Source organism: Paenibacillus agaridevorans (assembly GCF_018604145.1).
GTDB lineage: Bacteria > Bacillota > Bacilli > Paenibacillales > Paenibacillaceae > Pristimantibacillus > Pristimantibacillus agaridevorans.
Window position 1 is genome coordinate 2,595,289 of sequence record NZ_CP075889.1, and the last position, 20,416, is coordinate 2,615,704.

The following is a 20,416-nucleotide window of genomic DNA, read 5'->3' on the forward strand; positions in this document are numbered from 1 at the left end:
GCTTCAACGAAATAATTCCGTCGAAACTGCTTGTACTTCAGCTCTCTTGTATGGTAATGCGTACGATCGTTACATCCTCTACCGGTTGACCGTTTTTCACAGGCGTTCTCGAGATGGCTTGTACGACATCCATCCCCGATGATACTTCTCCGAAGATCGTATAATTCGGCTGCCTGTTAAGATTCGAGGCGTCAGGTCCCGTACAAATAAAGAACTGGCTGCTGCCGGAATTCGGAGTGCCGGAATTGAACATGGCGACAACGCCTTCCTTATAAGTGGATTGAATATCCAGCTCATCCGGAATGAGGTATCCCGCGGTACCGGTGCCGTTCCCGAGGGGATCGCCCGTCTGAATCATAAACGATTCGATAATGGAATGAAATTTTAAACCTTCGTAGAACCCTTCGTTCGCAAGAAAGACGAAGTTGTTCACCGTTACGGGAGCTTTGTCCGCATACAGAAGAATTTCGAAGCTCCCCTCCGATGTCTCGATTAGCGCCTTGTAATCATAGTCCAGATCAATCGACATCTCCGGCATCTTGCTCCAGCTCATTACTTTGGCATTTCCATCCTGTCCCTGCGCGGACAGCTGCGAAGCGTTGTTTGATCCGCATCCCGCTAACAGGAGCAATAGGCTAAGCCATAGCAACAGCGCTCTGCCCAGACCCGTGAATTGCATGATTCATCTACCACCTATTCCGTGGCGGTGGGGGAACCTACGTTCCCTCCGTAGTTGGCTGTCCTGCTGCCTCTCCGCCTTCATTGTTACCCGTCGTTATCGGAGTCGGAGTTGGTGTCGGTTCGCCTCCGTCTCCAGGCTGCTCCGTACCGATTGGAGCAGTCGGTTCCGTCGTGCTGCCCCCGTCATCGTTGCCGCCGTTATCGCCACCGTCCGGCGGCGGCGTAGTTGCTCCGGGATCCGGCGTCGCGGTCGGTTCAGGATCCATCGGCACCTCCGGCAATCCGAGATCCACCTCGGGCACCTGGATCGTAATCGTCTGACTCTGACTACTGGACAGCTTGCTCTTCGTATCGTGAGCGACGACATAATAATCGTAAGTCATCCCCGGGAAAATGCTCATGTCGGTCACGCTAGTGGTCTCGCGGGAATCAAAAACCGAAAAATCGCTTTCGTTTAATTCCTTGCGGTAAATCTCGTAGATAATATCCGGCTCCGCGCTGGCATCCCAGCTCAGATCGACACGGACCTCATCCGGATTGTAAACGGCCTTGAAGTTGGCCACCTTCTCCGGCGCTTTGTCTTCCTGCGTTTCCTCGGGCTGCCGGAAACTTCCTTGCTTGACGCCTTGCATGGCCGGCTTCATGATCTTGGCGAACAACGCCGCGGATTGGGAGCCGCCCGTCTTCAGGTAATGCTGCAGGTCTGTTTTATCGTATCCCATCCATACCGCCGCTGTCCACTCCGGTGTGTAGCCGACGAACCAGGCGTCCTTGATGCCGTCGCCGGAGAAGCCTTTGATGCCGTGCTGCGTCGTGCCTGTCTTGCCCGCTACGGGCCTGTCGATCGCCGCTTTGCTACCCGTTCCGCCTTTCTGTACGACGGAGAGCATCATATCGGTCAAATACCAGGCCGTTTCGGGCGACATCAGTTGCTTGGATTCTGGAGCTTTGTATGCAAAGCTGTAATTTTTCCCTTCGATGCTTGTTATCGTATGCGGATCGACGGATTTGCCGCCGTTCGCCATAACACTGTAGGCCGTTGCCATCTGAAGGGGCGAAGCGCCCTTCGTCAGGCCGCCGAGCGCAAGCGCGAGGTTCATGTCGTCCGGCTCCAGCTCGAGCCCCAGCTTCTTGGCGAACTCCGCGCCGCGTTTCACGCCAATCTCATTAAGCATCCAAACGGCTGCAAGGTTCCTGGAATCCTTCACCGCCTGCTTCATCGACACCTTGGTCGCGCCCCAGCGGTCGGTCGGGCAATAATTGGAGAAACACTTCTTGTCGTTGGCAAGCTCCGTCCATGGGAAGTACTTCCCGGTCTCCAAGGCCGGTCCGTACGACACGATCGGCTTGATCGCAGAACCCGGCTGCCTGTACTTGGTCACCCGGTTCCAGCCTTTCTTAACATAGTCGCGTCCGCCGGACAATGCCTGGATTTCCCCGTTGCGATGGTCCATGATGATGACGGACGCTTGAACGATCTGATCGTCGACGCTCTTCTCGAAGTTCTCATCATTCGCAATTTGCGTATCCAACGATTGTTGGGCTTGCTGATTCAACGTCGTATAAATTTTCAGGCCGCTGACTCGCAGCTCCTCCTCGGTCATCTTCGTCAGCTCAATCGCTTCTTCAATGACGAAATCGACGAAAGCATGATAGTTGCCGGATTTAAATTGCTCCTGGCTCGCAGGCGCCTCGTATTCGACTGCCTTGGCCGCATCCATCTCTTCCTTGGTGATATAATCCTGTTCGTACATCAATTGCAGCACGACTGCGCGGCGATTTTTGGAATCCTCAGGATTGTTGATAGGGTTGTAACGGTTAGGCGCCTTCGGCATAGCCGCAAGCGTAGCCGCCTGCCACAACTGCAGATCCTTCAGCTCCACATCAAAATAATAATCGGCCGCAGCCTTAATACCGTGAATCCCTTTGCCGAAATAAATTCGGTTCAGGTACATGGTGAGAATTTCATCCTTCGTCATCTGCTGCTCCAGCGCAACAGCAATCGATGCTTCCGTTGCTTTTCGGAAAAAAGTCTTGTCAGCCGACAGAAATACGTTTTTCGCGAGCTGCTGCGTAATCGTACTGCCGCCTTCGACCGCGCTTCTGGCAATTACGTCCTTGACGACCGCGCGGCCGATCGCCCAGAAGTCCAGTCCGGCGTGCTCGTAGAACCGCTGGTCCTCCGTAGCGACGATCGCGTGAAGCATATACTCCGGAATTTCCGCGAACTCCGCGACTTCCCGGTGGTCCATGACGTCGTACAGTCTGGAAATCTCTTCGCCCTTGGCATCGTAGATGATCGATGCCTCGCCGAACTCCAGCTTGCTGCCGTGTTCCTCCAGCAGCCGCTCACCATTTAGAATGATTAACAGATAACCGATAACTCCGCAAACGATCCCGATGACAACCGTGAAGAACAGACCGTAGAACCAGGCCCGTCCCGAAATGCCCTTGCGTTTTTTTCCATTAGACCCGCTTTTTCTTTTCGTTTTCCTAGGTTCAGCCATGATGTTTCCCTCCTGCACTCCCTATTTCTCTGAACTCGCATTAATAAAATGGACACGTTGCGGCCTATTTGAAACGCCAAGGGCAACCCATGCGAGCGGGTTGCCCTTGCTTGCCGCTATCTAGTTTAACGTGCGCTTCTATAAGAAAGTTTCATGCGATCCTGTGAACTAGACCTCGGACTGGGAGTTGTCCTGCTGCATGAGCGATACGTTACGTTGCGGAACGAACGTCGAAATGGCATGCTTGTACACCATTTGCTGCCTTCCCTCGCTGTCGATAATAATGGTAAAGTTATCAAATGCTTTGATCACGCCGCGAATTTGGAATCCATTCATCAGGAATACCGTAACCGGAATATTGTCTTTGCGCAACTGGTTCAGGAACGTATCTTGAATATTGATCGATTTGTTCATTGGACGTTACCCCCGTCTAAAAAGATTGATTAGTATGATATTCAAGATGATCTTGAAACTTTCCTGCTATTATAGCATGAATTGCTTTCAAATTGTTGTGAAAATTTTCCCCTGCGTCAAACCAGTGAATATCCTTCATATGCCGGAACCACGATAATTGCCGTTTCGCGAACCTTCGCGTATCGCGTTTCAGCCGTTCAACTGCCGCTTCATAGGAGCAATTGTCCTGCAAATAATCGGCGATTTCCTTGTAGCCAAGCGCTTGCATCGGCACCGCGTGGGGAGGCAGTTCTCTGCTGAGGATGTCCTTAACTTCATCCACGAGACCCTGCTCCAGCATTTCGTCGATCCGAGCTTCGATCCGCCGATAAAGCGTCGCACGATCCATCGACAGCCCTATAATACAAAGTTCGTATGGGGACTCTTTTTTCTGTCCCGCTTGCTGCTCCGAGAACGTCTGTCCCGTCAAATGATGGACCTCCAGCGCCCGTATCACGCGCCTCAAGTCGTTGGGATGGAGTCGTTCCGCAGCTTCGGGATCGATCTCCTTAAGCTTGGCGTGCAGGGCGTCGGAACCATGTTCCGTCGCATAAGCATCTTGCTCCGCGCGGAACGCTTCGTCGGAGCCGTTATCCGCGAATTGGTAATTGTAGCATAACGACTCTATATATAGTCCTGTTCCTCCGACGATAAAAGGCAGCTTTCCCCGTGACGAGATGTGTTCGATGGCAGCTCGAGCGCCAGCTTGAAAATCGGCTGCCGAATAAGGCTCCTCCGGATCGCAAATATCGATCAAATGATGCGGGATACCCCCACGCTCAGCCAGCGGAAGCTTGGCAGTCCCGATATCCATCCCTCTATAGACCTGCATGGAATCGCCGGATATAATTTCCGCGTTCCATTGCTGCGCCAGCGTTAGGCTAAGCGCCGTCTTGCCAACCGCCGTGGGACCGATCAGCACGAGCAGCGGCTGACGTTTGCGATCCGTCGCGTTCTCTTGCTTTTCAGTCAACGTGAATCACTCCATATGCGATTTTCGATGTATTGATATGCCTCTTCTCGAATCCGAGACGCTCGTATTCGCCGCTGCCTTGATGCTCCTTCATAATAACCGTGCGCCTGGCCACGCGTTTCGCTTGCTCGACAACTTCGGTCGTCAGCGCGTCCATGTTGGCGATTGAACGGAAAGCCCCGATCGCGGACGATTCCAGGATAGGCTGCCTGAACATGGGATCGAAGTAGACGATATCCGCGCTCTTGTCGGGCTGCTCCGCCAAATATTGGCCATGCTCCCGGCATATCATCTTGATTCGTCTCATGGCATCATTGACGTCTTCCAGTCCGGACTCGTACGCAGACAATCCTTCTCGCACCAATGCGCACAGAATCGGCTCGCTCTCCAGTGCGACGACAGTGCCGGCAGTCCCGACCGCGTAGGAGAACACCAGCGAATCGGCCGCCATGCCCGCGGTGCAGTCAATAACGGTGTCTCCGGGGCGACATCCGGATAGGTCGAGCAGCGGGTCGCTTTCTCCCTTGCGCAGTCGCTTTACACGGATGAAGGCCATGCTGGGATGGAAAAACAGGGGCGGCGCCTCGTCGCCGTCATAAAAACGGATCTCTCGATCCGTGACGACGATCGCGCGGCCATCTCCGCTGCGCTCCAGCAGCTTGCGCACGGAGGAGCTGCGCCGCTGCACGTATGCGGCAGAGAGCTCGTCCGCGAGTCGTCTCGCCTGCGCCAACACCCGTTCGGACGGCATCGGCGCTGTCGTGACGATCATGACATCACCCTCTTGAACATTTTCTCAAGCTGATAGGTGGAGAGATGAACGATAATGGGCCTGCCATGGGGACAAGTATAGGGCTGCTCGCATCGCGACAGTCTCGCCAGCAGGGCATCGCCTTCTTCGCGAGATAACCGATCGTTCGCTTTGATGGATGCCTTGCAAGAGCACATAATGGCCGCCTTCTCGCGCAGCTTCGTAATGTTGATCGACTTCCGTTCCTCGATCAGAAGATCCGCCATTTCTTCAAGCAGCGATTGCTCTTCGCCGGCCGGGAACCATTCCGGATACGCGCGGACAAGAAATGTCTGGGAGCCGAACGGCTCGATCTCCACGCCTGCGTCGGCGAACAAGCCGATACACTCTCTTAGTTGAGTCGCTTCGCCCGCAGTGAATTCCAGCGTTAGCGGCACGATGAGACCTTGGCTTGCAGCTACAGGATTCCCAAATTTATGAAGATAATATTCATAGTTTATACGTTCATGGGCAGCATGCTGATCGATGAGATACAATCCGTCATCCGCCTGCGCCACAATATACGTGCCATGATGCTGCCCGATCCAGTGCAGCTCCGGGAAATTCAGCGCGCCTTGGGATCGGCGGTTGTCATCGTTTGATGCCTCTGTCAATCCGGACTCCCTTTCGGAAGGGGATTCGACAGCTGCAGCTGCTTCTCTCAGAGAGGAAGCTTCTGTTAACGATTCTTTTGCTGCTGGAAGAAGCGAGCTTACCATTGCCGTTGATGCTTGCATTTCGCTTGATACGGAAGGCTCCACATCGCTTTCCTCCTCAACATCGGCTGACTTTTGGGCAGTGGCGCCGCCATGTCGCCCTTCGAGTACAGCGAAGGTCTCCATGGCACTCTCCGGCCTCGCGTAGAGCCTCTCCGCAGCGTCTCTGGGCACATACGCCGACTCGCGATCATTCCAACCGCGATCCTTCTGACCTCGACCGTCAGAACCTGCTTGCGAATAAGCAGAGCGGCCGGAGCCGCCCCAGGTTCTCTGCTCGGGTGACCATTCGCTCCGCCCCTTTGAACTGCCGGATTTCTCTTCCGATCGGCCCATTGATGGCGATTCATTAACAGTTAACGTAGATGATGTCGATGGTCGGTCCTCTTGGGAGCCGGTCGAAGGCGAATCAATACCAGTTAAAGATGATGTCGATTCAGCAGGAGGCTCTGGCAGCGGAGCTTTCGCAGGATCGCCCTCCTCCAACCGGTCTCCAATATGGAAGGAGATCGTATCCTGAACATATAGCGGACCCGTACGTTCGCGTTTGCTTATAGAGTCAGGTCCGGGAATATGCCGCAGACCGTCCAGTACAGACTTGACGGAGCGTTCGATTAACGAGCGCAGCTCGGCTTCCTTGCTGAAGCGAACCTCCATCTTCGAAGGATGGACGTTGACATCCAGCAGACCGGGATGCATGCCAAGCTCGACAACGACGAGCGGGAATCTGTTAATCGGCAGCAGCGTATGATAAGCCTGGATCAACGATTGATTGACCGCATGGCTGCGAATATATCTCCCGTTAACGATCACTGTGATGCTTCCACGGTTGGCGCGCGTCAACTCTGGCTTGGAGATGTAGCCGCTCAGCTCATAATCGGCATCCGACGCGGCCACCGGGAGCATCGCCTTGGCCGTGCTGGTTCCGTAAACAGCGGCGATCACCTGCAGCCGGTCGCCGGTTCCGAGCGTGCGCAGCAACACGCTGCCGTTATGCTTGAGCGTAATGGCGATGCCCGGATGTCCCAACGCGATGCGGTTCACATAATCGGAGATATGTCCCAGCTCCGTCTGGATCGACTTCATATATTTCAGCCTTGCAGGCGTATTGTAAAATAAATCCCGGACCGACATATCGGTGCCTTGAGGCGCATTTGCGGCCTCGAATGCCGTCGTCGTTCCGCCTTCGATAACAAGGCGCCTTGCAAGTCCCGATCCATCTGTCGCGGAGATGCAAGTCATCCTGGAGACGGCCGCGATACTGGGCAGCGCTTCTCCGCGGAATCCGAGACTGGCAATGCGGAACAGATCGCTTCCCGTATAAATTTTGCTCGTAGCATGGCGCTGGAAAGCGGCAGGCAGATCATCTCCTTCAATGCCGCTTCCGTTGTCGCTCACTCGAACCAGCGACAAGCCGCCTTCTTCAATCGTAACATCGATGACCGTTGCCCCGGCGTCTACCGCGTTTTCCACCAACTCTTTGACGACGGAAGAAGGACGCTCTACCACTTCCCCTGCCGCTATCTGGTTCGCCAGCTGCTCGTCAAGCACTTTGATTCTGGCCATGCTCAATCCCTCCCCTCTTCTCCTGGTCTTCCAAACTTTGCTTGTCCGTTAATCTCTCAGCTTGCCCTTCATATCGTTAAGCCATTGCATCGCCTGCATTGGCGTCATATTAAACAGATCCAGCTTGCGCAGGTCGTCAGCAAGCTGCTCCGCCTTCGGTGAAGCTTTGCGTTTGCCGGTGTCAAGCGCAGGCGCCGCTTCTTCGAACATAGACAACTGGATGACAGAGCCTTGCGCCTTCTCTGCATGAGAGATCGCTTCAACCTTCGAGGCGCTTTCGGTCATGACACCCGTTCCCGACTCATGCAGCAACGAGAATTCCACTGCGGCAGCCGACTCCCGGTATCCGTGTGCAGCCTGCCCGCGCACATCCGATCGCACGTTATCCATTGCCGTGTTTGGGGCCGGATGCGCGGATTGCGATTGCCTCGTTTGGCCGATGTCAGATCCCGCTCTGGCAGCCGATGTTCCTCCGCCTGTTGTACGTTCGGAACTATCATCCGTATCGGCGAGCAATTCATAGGCTCGTCCGATAATAGACTGGGGCAGTCCCGCCAGTTGGGCGCAATAAATGCCATAACTCGTGCTTGCCGCACCAGCAATGAGCTTGCGAAGGAAGGTGACATCGTCGCCGCTCTCCTCGACGGCCATCCGCGCATTGCCAAGCGAGGGCAGAGACTCCTCCAGATGAGCCAGCTCGTGGAAGTGCGTAGATACAAGCGCCTTGCTGCCGATATGATGATGGACGTATTCGATAACGGCCTGAGCGATTGCCATCCCCTCTGCCGTCGAAGTACCGCGGCCCAGTTCGTCGATAATGACCAAACTGCTCGCAGTAGCTTTTTCCGTCATGACTTGAATATCTTTCATCTCTACCATAAAGGTGCTCTGGCCGCCGATCAGGTCGTCCGCGGCGCCGATCCGCGTAAAGATGCGGTCGATCAGCGGAATTCCGGCCGCTTTGGCGGGGACGAAGCAGCCGATCTGCGCCATAATGCAAATAAGGGCAGCCTGGCGCATGTAAGTGCTTTTGCCCGCCATGTTGGGTCCCGTAATCAGCATGATCCAATCCTCGTCACGGCGCAAATGCGTATCATTGCTGATAAACGGAGTGCCATCCATCATCGCCTCCACTACGGGATGGCGACCATCCACGATGTCCAGATCGTAACCTTCCGATACGATCGGACGAGTGTATCTACGCTCCGCGCTTACTGTCGCCAGGGACTGGTACACATCCAGCTCCGCAATCATCTCGGCAGCCCGTTGAAGCCGATGCAGATGAAGTGCCAGATGATCCCTGAGCTCGATAAATCGGGCATATTCGAGATCGACCATTTTATCCTCGGCCTCGAGGATCAGACGTTCCTTCTCCTTTAGCTCCGGCGTCACAAACCGTTCGGCATTCGCAAGCGTCTGCTTGCGCTCGTAGCGCCCTTCCGGCAGCGAAGTCAGATTGGCTTTGGATACTTCCAAATAGTAGCCAAACACCTTGTTGTAGCCAATCTTGAGCGATTTGATGCCTGTTGCCTCGCGTTCCTGACGCTCCAGTTCCGCCAACCAACGTTTGCCATTTGTGCTCGCTTCGCGCAAGCTGTCCAAATAATCATCATAGCCTGCCCGAATAAGTCCGCCTTCGCGAATGGATACGGGCGGCTCGTCCACCAGCACCGTCTCGATCATATCGGCGAGATCCGCGCAATCATCCGCTCCCGCGACTAACTCCTCCAGCACCGGCGAACCGGAAGCCAGGCAGAGCGAAGTCAAATTCGGGATGCGGCGCAGGGAAGACTTAAGCGCGATAAGATCGCGGCCGCCTGCATTGCCGTAAGCGACCCGGCCTACAAGCCGTTCGAGGTCGTAGATGGGCTGCAGCTCGGAGCGAATGTCCTCGCGCAAAATAAGATTGCGATACAGCGTCTCCACCGCATCGAGCCTCTTTCCGATCGCCGAGCTGCTCAGCAGCGGCTTGTCGATCCACCTGCGAAGCAATCGGGCTCCCATCGACGTGCCGGTACGGTCGAGCAGCCAGAGCAACGAGCCTCGTTTGCTTCGGTCGCGCACCGTCTCTGTCAGCTCCAGATTGCGGCGGGTATAATGGTCCAAAATCATATATTGATTCGGCTCGTAAGAGCGGATATGTCTGACGTGGGATAAAGAACGCTTCTGCGTCTCGCCCAAATACCCCGTCATTATGCCTAGCGCCGCCATTCGAGCCGTTGAGCTCGACAAAGCAGCGACCTCTGCTTCGCCGAATTGCTCGTTTAGCCGATCCACGCCGATGGGATCCCGATCGGTAAGCGGCACTTTTCTGCCCCAGGCTGGAGAGCCGTTCAATTGTTTGAGAAGGTTGCCCTCTCCTACGACCTCTGCCGGAACGTAAACGTTAAGCTCGTCCACGAGCGCTTCCAGATTGGCCGGGAAGGATGTGACGTAAAGCTCGCCCGTAGACAAGTCACACGCCGCGAGGCCAATTATCCCTCCAGCATTCGCAACCGCGGCTATGAAGTTGTTGGTGGAGCCGTCGAGCTGCTTGGACTCCATTACCGTGCCGGGCGTCACGATCCTGACGATCTCGCGGCGCACGACGCCTTTGGCGGCCGCCGGGTCTTCCACCTGCTCGCAGATGGCGACTTTATACCCTTTTTCGATAAGCCGGTTAATATAGTTATCCGCGGAATGGTAGGGCACGCCGCACATCGGAATTTTCGCCGCGCCTCCGCCCTCCCGGCCTGTTAAAGTAATCTCGAGCTCCCGCGATGCATTGATGGCGTCGTCGAAAAACATCTCGTAGAAATCGCCCAGACGGAAAAAAAGGAACGCGTCCTTCGCTTCCTCCTTGACCGACAAATATTGCTGTATCATCGGCGTATAACCGGACACCGTCTTCGCCCCCTGCTATGTATGAGATAAACGCGCCGCGTTTCTGCGGCTCATTTTCTTACCAATGGTTAAACACCAGAACTCTATTATACCAATGTGAGCTGTGGAGTGCTATAACCCGGGGAATTAGTCGGCGGTGTTTGGAGGCTGCGAACCAGTGTACTCGCTATTTCATACACATTTGCTTGACGCTTCCTGTCTGCGACCCATTGTACTCGTTTTTTCATACACGTATGTTCGTCCGCGTCTGTCTACGACCCACTGTACTCGTTTTTTCATACACGTATGCTCGTCCGCGCCCGTCTGCGCTCCATTGTACTCGCTTTTTCATACACATTAGGTTAGTGGTACGGTGGTCTGGGAGGTGAATTCCGTAGGAACAAATATAAATGTAGAGACTTTGAGATGCCCTGTAGACACATTCGGAGGTTAGGGACTGTACAGTTACGGAGGTGAATGTCACTTAATGCAACGGAACGCGCCACTTCTCGCGGATATCGGTGCTTTCGTCCCATGTCCGGCCGCGGCGCGCAGCGTCGAACAACGGCTCGATAAAACGAGCCAGTCCGGCGTAACTTTCCGTCGCGGCGATTGCGTCCGCGACCTCGTCGAGGCAAACCGCCAGTTCGCTGCGGTCGCCGGCGTAATACGCCTCCGCGTAGCGCTCGCCGGATGCGGGCACGCGGGGCATCGCCATCGCCTCGCGAGCGCATAACAGCGCAAGCGCGAAGGCGGCTTTGGCCGCTGCCGGCGATACGAGCCAGCTCGGCAGCGTGCGATATTCGAACCCGCCATGCGGCTGCAGCCGGAAGTCCCCGAGTACGCCGTATCGGGGACGCCGGCCGCGCCCGGCAGGGTCCTCCACCAGCGCGAGCGGATACGCCGCGCAGCTGTCGAGCAAGCGGAGCAAGCGGCTGGTCAGCGCCGCTCCGCTAATATGGATGTGCCCGCCGAGCGCGAGCCCCGGCACGGGCATGGCCCCCGCGACCCAGCGCAGCCCGGGGTCGCCGACCTTGACAGCGGCGCGCGCGAGCAGGCGCCGCACATTCGCGGCAAGCGCGGCCGGGCTCTCCGCCGGCGCGGGCCGCAGTTCGGCGACGGGGTACAGCAGCCGTCGCCCCACAAGCATGGCGTCGGCGCCCGCTGCGCCCCCGACGCCGTAGCCAAAATACCGCGATGCCTGCGCAACCTTGCCGCTCGGCATCAACATCACATACTCCGGATCGGCGCCAAGCAGGATGCGCCGATCCGGAGTGCTCGCGTTCGCCGCGTGCCATGCGGCGAACCGCGTCAAAGCTTCCGCTTGCCGGCGCTTGTCGCGCAGCAGCGGATACACCGCTCGAACGGCAAGCCTGCCGTTCGAGCCAAGAGCGATTTCCGCCTCGCCTATGTCGAGGCGTAGTGCATACAGCGCACGCGTCGCAGCGCGAACGACCGCGCGCAGCGGCGACTCTGTGGGCCAGCGTAACGGAGCAAGCGGCCCGTCATCTCCCGGCGGCTTAAGCCTGCTGCCAGCCAGTTCCTCGCCGCGGGCGTTCAGCCGAACGATGCCAATCGCCGTCAAATGAAACAGCTCAACGCGATAGATTCGTTCGTCCGGCAACGCAAACGCCACGCTTAAGCCCGCACGGCTTAGCCGCCGATTCCGATCTTCATCGTCCAGCCGTTTCATTGATCCCGCTCCGTCGTTCAGCAGCCAGGCTCCTCCGACTTCCGATAGTTCGTCTGATAATCCCCTTGACATCAAGATTACGGCGTCTCCTGGCCGAGGGCCCGTGTTCGAAGCAGCCTGTCCTTTTGTCGTTTTCTTTTTACCAGCCTCCAGACCTTCTACCGACTTTTCCATTGCTGGCAACCATTTATTCTGATGGATTGAACGCTTTACAGGATCGTGCAATCGCGGGAATGCATCCCCTTCTTCCCATATCCAAGTATCCGCCATTCTCGCACCGCCCTTTTCAAACTGCCCTTCCTTGCCCGACTCCGCCTCATTCCAGACCGGCCCAAAAAAAATACGAGGGCTCTCGCCCTCGAATTTGCCGAATATCCGGCATATAATGCCTTATCCGCGTCGGAAGCGGATTAAACCTTAAATCTCGTCGTCCAGTAAATCGGGATCCAGATCCTCGAAGTCGCCATCATCGTCTCCGAGGCTAAAGTCCAGATCCTTGTCGTCATCGTCGCTGCAGCCGCCAGGTACAACCGCTACGCATACTTTCGTCTCGGCAATCATCTCCACCGCGAATTCGCGTTCCACGCGAACGGTAACGCTGGAGCCGTTAGACGAAATATTCGCTTCGATGCAATTAGGCTCTTGCAGCACCTCCGCCGATACTTCCTCCGTCGCGACCCTGTGTTTAGGGTCTACATAAGAAAGAGGCACGTTTTCGACGAATTGTACGGATTCCTTGGCTACGTCAGTTTGCGAGTTTTTGTTATACGAATACCAAATGTTGATATCGTAAGTACCGATGACCTCAATACCGTCGCCCGAACGAACCGCTTCATACTGATGGTTGATGATCCATGCTCCCAGAATGCTGGTCGGATGGTGAGGCGGTGTAACGGTATGGGTTACAGTGGAAAACTTACGACCTTTGCCGCAGACAGCTTTTGTAATGATTTCTCTGCACTGAAGCTGTTTATCTGCAATAGTCATTCAATTAACCTCCTCCATACAATCATTCAATTAAAGTGTATGCAGTTCATAGGCGTTTGTTGATTAAACGAGTCTTAACAGACGAATTTATTTTGTCTGTCTCCCGCCAGGCGCCAATCCCCGCAGGAAACGAGATTAGCCGACCTTCAACCTTTTGTTTGGTTCAAATATATTCCGGGAGCCATGCAATTATGCTTGGCTGCTTTGACAAAGTCATCTGAACGGCCGGCGCTCGCATGCATGGACATATCTAATCACACGTACATAGATTGATAATCAAAGATTTAAGAATCAGCAGCTTAAGAGTCGATAATGCGGCAAGCCTAAGAAGCAGCATTGAACCATATTTTTATGTTTCATTCACGCCAATATGCCCCGTTCTAGCTCATTGAACCATACTTTTAAGTTTCAATCACTCGCATAGACCCCTGCCAACCCAGCCCTCTATACTAAAATAGCACGTCGGTGCCATAACAAAAAAGCCGCCGGGCCTTTAAGCGGCCCGCAGCGAACCGTATCCAGGCCGGACATCAACGTCTCGGCTTTTGTACTTCTCTCACTCTGCGCCACGCAAAACCGCGCAGCAGCGCACACCGCACCTCGCAGCTTATACCGTCTCCAGCTTCGACTCTTCCGCCTCCGCCTTTTTTTTCTTCAGCCGCTTCGCGATAATCAAGTAACGATCCACCTCATGCAACAGCTTCAGCAGAGCGGCGCGGATCTCGAACTCCTCGCGCGTTCGCGGGAGATCCATCTGACGGAACGAGACCGTTAATTCGAATACGCGCTGCTCCGACTTGCCGAGGTACACCTCCGCCTTTACATACTCGCTGAGTCCTTCCAGAAGCTCTGCAATCTGCTCTCCCTGAGGCCACTTCTCATAGATTAGCGCCAGTTCCACCAGCATCTGCTGTATCGTATCGAGCTGCTGCCTGCGCATCTCGAAGTAAGTCGACCAATACGGCGCGTTGGCAATCATCAGACGATTCTCCCGATGGCGCACCGCCAACGCTTCGCCAGCTTCGATGGCGCGCTGTGCAGTCAACAGTTGACTGCCATCCCATATATGGGATGGGTTTCTTAAGGTGAGCGACATTTCCCGAAAAATGGCGCTAAAGTTCCCTTCTACCTCGGCGCGCTTCGCGTACAGCTCTTCTTCTTCTTTGGGCATATAGATGAGATTAATAAACGTCGCCCAGCCCAGACCTGCAAGCAGCAGCATAATTTCATTGCCGATAATATGGACGTCGACCCCTTTGTGATCAAAGAGGTGAAATACGATAACAGAGCTTGTCAGCACGCCTTCCTTCAATTGAACGCGCGCAAGCACGGGAAATGTCGTCAGGATAAAAATCGCGAGCACCCAGTAATGGAAGCCCAGCACCGTGAAGATGAGCGAAGCGAAAAAAAGACCCAGCACCGAAGCCAGAAAACGGTTGAAAGCGCTCCGCAGCCCTTTCTTCCGCGTCACTTCGACGCCGAGTATGGCGAGAATGCCAGCCGACAATGGAGGCTGCAATCCCAAATAATAAGCTGTATAGATAGCCGCGATTGCCGCGACGGCAGTTTTGACAACGCGTATGCCCATGTGAGGTCCCTCGAATCCGGTAAGTATGGTCATGCTCCATCACCATCCTACCGTTCCCGCCAGCCCTCAGTCAACCTCCGCTCGAGCGCAGCCACCAACTGGTACATGATAGTCGCGACTACGCCGATGACAACCAGGCTCGATAAAACGAGCGTAAAGTTAAACACCTGGAATCCGTAAATAATCTGATAGCCTAGTCCGATCTTGGCCACAAGAAATTCGCCGACAATAACGCCAATCCATGCAAGCCCCACGTTCACCTTCAACGTTGCGATCATAACCGGGAAGGATCCCGGCAAAATAACCATGCGGAACAGCTGAGCCCGCGATGCGCCGAACAATCGGACTACTTTAATATAGCCGCTGTCTATCTCACGGAACCGGTTATAGATGTTAATCGTCGTTATGATGACCGTCACCATTAATGTAATAGCGACTATCGACAGGAGACCGGGACCTAATGCAACGATAAAGATCGGACCCAAGGCGACCTTAGGCATACTGTTCAGGACGACAAGATAAGGATCCAGTACGCGGGATACGAACGGGAACCACCAGAGCAAAGCGGCTAAAGCCGTTCCGAACAGGGTTCCGAGCAGGAAACCTGCAATCGTCTCTCCTACTGTCGCTCCGACATGGGGCCAGAGACTGCCGTCGCTCGCCATCGAGTAGATCAGCTCCATAATTTTGGACGGATAGCTAAATAACAGGGGATCGATCCACTTGCTCCGGCCCGCTATCTCCCACAAACCAAGGGACAACACCAAGATGGCAAGCTGCGTCAATGCAGCCAGCCCCCTTATTTGCCGCGTCTTCGCCTTATATCGGCCATACAGACCGTCCATCAGAGCTTGCCGTTCTTCCTGCACGCCCGATATTGCAGCTACTTCACGCGAATCGGTGTCACGAGAGGGATAGCTCTCGCTTATTACGCTGTCAGATTGCGACCCTTTCTCCGCACCCGGGCTGCGATTATCCATGCTGATCGCCTCCCTTGCCGTCCCCGTCATTGAACTCCGCCCATAATTGATCGAAGACGCTTTGGAACTGCGCCATTCTGCGTGCTTCTGTCGGCGGAGCCTGCCGTATCGGTTCCGCGATGCTCACTTCCCTCCGGATATGGCCGGGCCCCTTGCCGAGCACGATGACGCGATCGCTCATCGCCGCAGCCTCCGCCAAGTCATGCGTCACCAATACGGCCGTCTTGCCCAGCCTGGCCAGCGTATGCTGCACAAGGTCTTCGAGCTGCAGCTTGATATGGAGGTCAAGAGCCGAAAAGGGTTCGTCAAGCAGAAGCACGTCGGGCTCGGTAACCAGCGTGCGGGCAAGAGCAACCCGTTGGCGCATGCCGCCGGACAGTTCATGGGGATACCGCTCTCCGTTGCCTTTCAGTCCAAGCTCGCCCAGCCAGTGGTCCACGGCTGCCATCGTCTTTTCGTTTCGCCTTCCGGCGATCTCGAGTCCGATTGCCGCATTATCCCGTATCGTCCGCCACGGGAACAGGAAATCTTGTTGAAGCATGTAACCCACAGCGGGGGACGGTCCATGGACGGACCTCCCGCCTACCGTTACGCTGCCGAGAGTAGGCGGGAACAATCCCGCCAGCAGGCTCAGCAGCGTCGTTTTCCCGCAGCCGCTAGGACCGACAAGACTGACAAATTCACCCGGGGCGATGTCCAGATGGATATTTTCCAATGCGAGCGAAGCGCCTTTATCGTTGACATACACATGTGACACATCTTTCAGCGACATAACAGGCTCGTTCATGGTCTTCGCCTCCTTCGCTTTAGAATCCGGACAGATCCCTTACTTTCCTCCGGCAACAGCAGTTTCGGCAAAGCTGGTATTGACTAGCGTCCCATGCTCCGTTCGTTGCTGCAGCTCCCCGGCCGACGTAATAACGTCCAGCAAGTTGTTCCACTCCGCTTCATCCACAATGGGATCGACGGCGAAAGAGCCCTGCACTTTATAACGTTCGATCGAACTGGTCAAAATATCCAGCTCTACGTTCTCGAAGTACGGTTTCACCGTCTCGGCAATTGTTGCCGCGTCGTTGTCCTGAACCCACTGCTGCGCCTTATAGACAGCGTTGGTGAAAGCCTGCACATGGGCTTTGTTTTTGTCGATAAAGCTGTTTTTCGCCATAAAGACCGTATAAGGCAATTCGCCGCTCTCCGTGCCGAAGGAAGCGACGACGTAACCCTGTCCCTCCTTCTCAAAGATCGATGCGGTAGGTTCGAACAGCTGGACATAGTCACCCGTTCCCGAGGCGAAGGCAGGCGCGATGTTGGCAAAATCGACGTTCTGGATCATCTCCATGTCCGCATGGGGATCGATGCCATGTTTTTTCATTGCGAATTCGCCGGCCATCTGAGGCATCCCGCCTTTTCTTTGCCCAAGGAAAGTTGTGCCCTTTAGCACGCTCCAATCAAAGTTTTCGACTTTTTCCCGGCCTACGAGAAACGTACCGTCCGTCTGAGTAAGCTGAGCGAAGTTAATAACGGGATCATCTGCGCCTTGCTGATAGACGTAGATTGAGGTTTCCGATCCCACCAGCGCGACATCAATGACGCCCGAAAGCAGGGCTGTCATCGTTTTGTCGCCGCCCGGCGTCGTGGTCAATTCGATCTCAAGCCCTTCTTCGGCAAAAAAACCTTTTTCGATTGCCACATATTGCGGCGCATAAAACAATGAGCGCGTGACTTCTCCGATGCGGACCAGCTTCTTGCCCTCCGATTCCTTCCCGCAGCCCGCCAGCGCCGTTGCCGCCACGAGCACCGCAACGAGAAACACGGATGCGAGCCTTCCTTTCTTCATGCTACATTCCTCCCGCCTATAGGCATAATGTGATGTACACCAGCCTATGCGTTTCCCGCCCAGACGGTGATTAACGCAAGAAAAGGCTCTAGGCTCGCTGCCTAAAACCGTGCATTTGACCCAAAAAAATGGCGGCTCCGAGAGTAAACTCCTGGCGCTGCCATTTCGTTTTTTTGACGATGTTTTTTCACCCGCTTGTGAGTCAGCCTTTTTGGCTCTTCGGACGCCAAGCTTTACAGCTTGTAAATATCGGTATATTTTTTCGTCAAGTATTGGACGAGATATTGCGGATTTAGCGATTCGCCGGTCACGTTTTTAATCAGCTCCGATGGCGTGCGAAGCTTGCCGTATTGATAGATTCTCTCCGTAAGCCAGTCCTTGATGGGATGTAACTCTCCAGCCCCAACTTTGGTCCACATTTCCGGCATCTCGCGCTCCATCGCAACCGCGAATTGGGCCGCATACATGTTGCCAAGCGAATAAGAAGGAAAGTATCCGAACGCGCCGCCGGACCAATGGACGTCCTGCATGACTCCATCCGCATAAGAGTCAGGCTCTACGCCGAGATATTCCTTGTACTTCGCGTTCCACAGCTCCGGCAGTTCCGCCGCCTTCGCGCCTTCATTAAAAATCAGCTTCTCCATCTCGTAACGAATGATGATATGAAGATTGTAAGTCAGCTCATCGGCCTCAATCCGGATCAGGGATGGAGCTACGGTATTGTTGCCCCGGTAAAATCCATCGACGGATACGTCGAGCTGACCGGGAAATCTCGCCTGGAGCTCGCCGAAGTACCGATTCCAAAACGGGCGGCTCCGGCCGATGACATTTTCCCAGAAGCGGGATTGCGACTCGTGGATGCCCATCGATGTACCTGTGCACAGTGGCGTTCCGACGAGAGAACGGCTAATGTTCTGCTCGTAGAGCGCATGTCCGCCCTCGTGGATCGTCCCGAACAGAGCGCTAGTGACGTCATCCTCCAGATAACGGGTCGTTATGCGAACATCTCCGGGGTTTAGGCCGGTAGCAAAGGGATGTGCGCTTTCATCCAGCCGGCCTGCGTCGAAGTCGTAGCCCATTTGCTTCAGAATGTAGAGACTGAAATCCTTCTGCGCCGCCTTATCGTACTTCTGCCTAAGGAACGATGTATCCGGCTGATGGGGCGACGCCGCTATTTTTGCCGATAAAGCGACCAGCTCGGAACGCAAGCCGCCGAATACGCCATCCAGCTCTTTGACCGTCATCCCCGGCTCGTATTGATCGAGCAATGTATCATAGCGGGTCTCCTTGGCCCCCCATAAATCGATGAATTGATTCGTATATTGAATAACTTTCTCCAAATAAGGCTGGAAGCCGGCATAATCATTTTCTGCCTTCGCTTCCTCCCACTTCGACTCCGACTGCGAAGCCAACACGACGTACTCCTCGTAGAGCTTGGGCGGAATCTTGACGCTGCGATCGTATTCCTTGCGCGTCTCATCGACGAGCTTGCGGTCAATTTCGGACAACGACCCGTATACGTCGTTTTCCTCCAGCCGGGACAACCATTCGCCGAGCTCGGGCGATGTCGACAGTTTAAACATGTCGCCGGACAGTGCGCCGATGGCCTCGGACCGGGTATCCATTCCTTTGCGCGGCGCGCCTGTGCGCAGATCCCAGTAGAGTACGCCAAGCGCTTCGTTGTAGCTGGAAATCTTATGTAGGGTTTCTCTGAACTTGCCAAGTGTATCCTTTTGTTGATCGCTCATCGCAGATAACCGCCTTCCTTAGTCTTGTCATTGGAGTTTGATCTCCTTATAATCATCTTAAACCTGCAAGACCGGTGACCGCAACATCCAGAACCGACGGAAGGAGCAATATCATTATGTTTATTACATTCTCGGCTTCCGCTGCTAGAAAGCTGGAGCCCTATCTTGCGGACGGTTCCGCCAAGCTAAAGCTGCTGCACGATACGGACCGCGGCTGCGGAATGAGCGGCGTTCCCACCTTGCGCCTGATTGGCGAGCCGACCGGCAACGATCGTCAAGCTTCGGGAGACCCTTTCGCGTTCTATTACGAGCCGTGGCAAGAGGTGTTTTACGAGGACAATCTCAGAGTCGATTACAATGAAACCGAAGGCAGCTTCAGCCTTCGCGGCGACAGTCAAATCTATACATCGCATCTCCGGTTTATCGACCGGGTCATGTAGTCTTAATTCCAATTTTGGGGGGCATTATTTTTGAGCAGAATCGACGATATTATGGACTTTAATTCCGCCTTCGTAACGACGAAGCAATACGAGCAGTACGCGACCAGCAAATTTCCCGACAAGCGGATGGTCATTTTGACTTGCATGGATACACGGCTGACGGAGCTGCTGCCCAAATCCATGAACTTGAAAAACGGCGACGCCAAAATCATCAAGACGGCCGGCGGAATCATCACGCAGCCTTTCGGCAGCATCATGCGAAGCGTACTCGTTGCGTTATACGAGCTTCAAGCGGACGAGGTTTTCGTCGTCGGTCATCATAACTGCGGGATGACGGGCCTTAATCCGGAACTCATCGTCGAACATATGATAGAACGGGGCGTACCGGAAGCAACGATCGAAATACTGAAAAATTCCGGCGTCAATCTGATGCGCTGGCTGACAGGCTTCGATAATGTGCGGGACAGCGTTGTGAACAGCGTAAACATTATCCGCAATCATCCGTTGCTCCCTGCCGACATTCTCGTACACGGGCTCATTATCGATCCCGATACGGGCGGGCTGGAGCTCGTGGCCAAAGCCGGCGACGCATAGT

16 protein-coding genes are annotated in these 20,416 nt (G+C 54.8%); 2 read left to right on the forward strand and 14 right to left on the reverse strand.

Annotated elements, in window-relative coordinates; translation table 11 throughout:
* Positions 1-37: 37 nt before the first annotated feature.
* The 14 genes from KJW29_RS10755 to KJW29_RS10820 all read right to left on the reverse strand — a co-directional run bounded on the left by KJW29_RS10755 (position 38) and on the right by KJW29_RS10820 (position 19,381).
* Complete coding sequence (locus tag KJW29_RS10755; RefSeq protein WP_214629791.1) at positions 38-679, reverse strand: peptidylprolyl isomerase; 642 nt, start codon at positions 677-679, stop codon at positions 38-40.
* 37 nt (positions 680-716) lie between these two features.
* Entirely contained in the window at positions 717-3,188 is a 2,472-nt protein-coding gene (locus KJW29_RS10760; protein ID WP_214629792.1) for a transglycosylase domain-containing protein, read from the reverse strand.
* A 168-nt stretch (positions 3,189-3,356) separates the two neighbouring features.
* Positions 3,357-3,602, reverse strand: coding sequence for an RNA chaperone Hfq (gene hfq / locus KJW29_RS10765; protein WP_087569310.1), 246 nt, complete (start codon positions 3,600-3,602; stop codon positions 3,357-3,359).
* A gap of 16 nt (positions 3,603-3,618) precedes the next feature.
* Entirely contained in the window at positions 3,619-4,614 is a 996-nt protein-coding gene (gene miaA / locus KJW29_RS10770; protein WP_214629793.1) for a tRNA (adenosine(37)-N6)-dimethylallyltransferase MiaA, read from the reverse strand.
* A complete protein-coding gene (locus KJW29_RS10775; protein WP_214629794.1) occupies positions 4,607-5,386 on the reverse strand; it encodes a class I SAM-dependent methyltransferase in 780 nt (259 codons plus the stop codon). The genes miaA and KJW29_RS10775 overlap by 8 nt, the downstream gene beginning before the upstream one ends.
* Complete coding sequence (gene mutL / locus KJW29_RS10780) at positions 5,383-7,686, reverse strand: DNA mismatch repair endonuclease MutL (RefSeq protein ID WP_214629795.1); 2,304 nt, start codon at positions 7,684-7,686, stop codon at positions 5,383-5,385. The genes KJW29_RS10775 and mutL overlap by 4 nt, the downstream gene beginning before the upstream one ends.
* A gap of 48 nt (positions 7,687-7,734) precedes the next feature.
* Complete coding sequence (gene mutS / locus KJW29_RS10785) at positions 7,735-10,569, reverse strand: DNA mismatch repair protein MutS (RefSeq protein WP_214629796.1); 2,835 nt, start codon at positions 10,567-10,569, stop codon at positions 7,735-7,737.
* Positions 10,570-11,032: 463 nt separating this feature from the next.
* On the reverse strand, positions 11,033-12,241 hold the full coding sequence (locus KJW29_RS10790; protein WP_214629797.1) for a putative amidoligase domain-containing protein: 1,209 nt from the start codon (positions 12,239-12,241) through the stop codon (positions 11,033-11,035).
* 417 nt (positions 12,242-12,658) lie between these two features.
* Complete coding sequence (locus KJW29_RS10795) at positions 12,659-13,228, reverse strand: outer spore coat protein CotE (protein WP_214629798.1); 570 nt, start codon at positions 13,226-13,228, stop codon at positions 12,659-12,661.
* Positions 13,229-13,835: 607 nt separating this feature from the next.
* The gene (locus tag KJW29_RS10800; protein WP_246608686.1) at positions 13,836-14,849 is read right to left on the reverse strand and encodes an aromatic acid exporter family protein; all 1,014 of its coding nucleotides are present in this window, start codon (positions 14,847-14,849) and stop codon (positions 13,836-13,838) included.
* A gap of 14 nt (positions 14,850-14,863) precedes the next feature.
* Positions 14,864-15,661 carry an ABC transporter permease gene (locus tag KJW29_RS10805; protein WP_108996402.1) on the reverse strand — a complete coding sequence of 266 codons (798 nt, stop codon included), beginning with the start codon at positions 15,659-15,661 and terminating at the stop codon, positions 14,864-14,866.
* Positions 15,662-15,788: 127 nt separating this feature from the next.
* Positions 15,789-16,583: an ABC transporter ATP-binding protein gene (locus KJW29_RS10810; RefSeq protein ID WP_214629799.1), complete on the reverse strand. Its 795-nt coding sequence runs from the start codon at positions 16,581-16,583 to the stop codon at positions 15,789-15,791.
* A 39-nt stretch (positions 16,584-16,622) separates the two neighbouring features.
* Entirely contained in the window at positions 16,623-17,633 is a 1,011-nt protein-coding gene (locus KJW29_RS10815; protein ID WP_214629800.1) for an ABC transporter substrate-binding protein, read from the reverse strand.
* A 233-nt stretch (positions 17,634-17,866) separates the two neighbouring features.
* Positions 17,867-19,381: a carboxypeptidase M32 gene (locus KJW29_RS10820; RefSeq protein ID WP_214629801.1), complete on the reverse strand. Its 1,515-nt coding sequence runs from the start codon at positions 19,379-19,381 to the stop codon at positions 17,867-17,869.
* Positions 19,382-19,497: 116 nt separating this feature from the next.
* On the opposite strand from KJW29_RS10820, the gene KJW29_RS10825 reads away from it, so the two are divergent.
* Positions 19,498-19,821, forward strand: coding sequence for an iron-sulfur cluster biosynthesis family protein (locus KJW29_RS10825; RefSeq protein WP_214629802.1), 324 nt, complete (start codon positions 19,498-19,500; stop codon positions 19,819-19,821).
* 30 nt (positions 19,822-19,851) lie between these two features.
* Positions 19,852-20,415: a beta-class carbonic anhydrase gene (locus KJW29_RS10830; protein ID WP_214629803.1), complete on the forward strand. Its 564-nt coding sequence runs from the start codon at positions 19,852-19,854 to the stop codon at positions 20,413-20,415.
* Position 20,416: the final 1 nt, after the last annotated feature.